This window comes from Psychrobacter sp. 1Y4 (assembly GCF_051847555.1).
The window spans coordinates 1-539 of sequence record NZ_JBPYDE010001053.1 but is presented as its reverse complement, the minus strand read 5'-3'; the positions used below and the strand labels follow the sequence as shown (position 1 = coordinate 539).

The 539-nt window shown below is 31.9% G+C and carries 1 protein-coding gene; it reads left to right on the top strand.

The window, feature by feature from the left end; genetic code table 11:
* Window positions 1–27: 27 nt before the first annotated feature.
* Window positions 28–539, top strand: a 512-nt coding sequence (locus ACS8FC_RS20370) for a reverse transcriptase domain-containing protein (protein ID WP_439298121.1), incomplete at its 3' end; no start/stop codon positions are given.

Sequence of the window (539 nt, the reverse complement as noted above, 5' to 3'; positions counted from 1 at the left end):
CAGAATTTACCTATCCATGATTCAGCGATGGCTTATAGAAAAGGAATGAGTATTAAGCAGAATGCAATTGCTCATAAGCATAATCCATATCTACTTAAATTAGATCTTGAAAACTTTTTTAATTCTATTTCTAATACATTATTTTGGACGGTTTGGGAGTCGTTACTAGTTTTACCTTCAGACCAAGATAAGGAAACTTTAGAAAAATTACTTTTTTGGTGTCCAAGTAAAAAAACGGGAGGGAAATTAGTTCTCAGTATAGGAGCTCCAAGTTCTCCACTAGTATCTAACTTTTTTATGTATCAATTTGATTGTGTCCTTAGTAAGCTGTGTATTGAGAAAGAAATTATATATACACGGTATGCTGATGATTTGACTTTCTCAACCAAGCACAAAGACATTCTTTTTGAGGTTCCACAACTTGTAAAAGAAAATCTGATCGATCTATTTGGTACTGCGATAAGAATCAATAGAAAGAAAACTAAATTTTCATCTAAAGCTCATAATAGACATGTTACAGGTATAACCATTAGCAATGA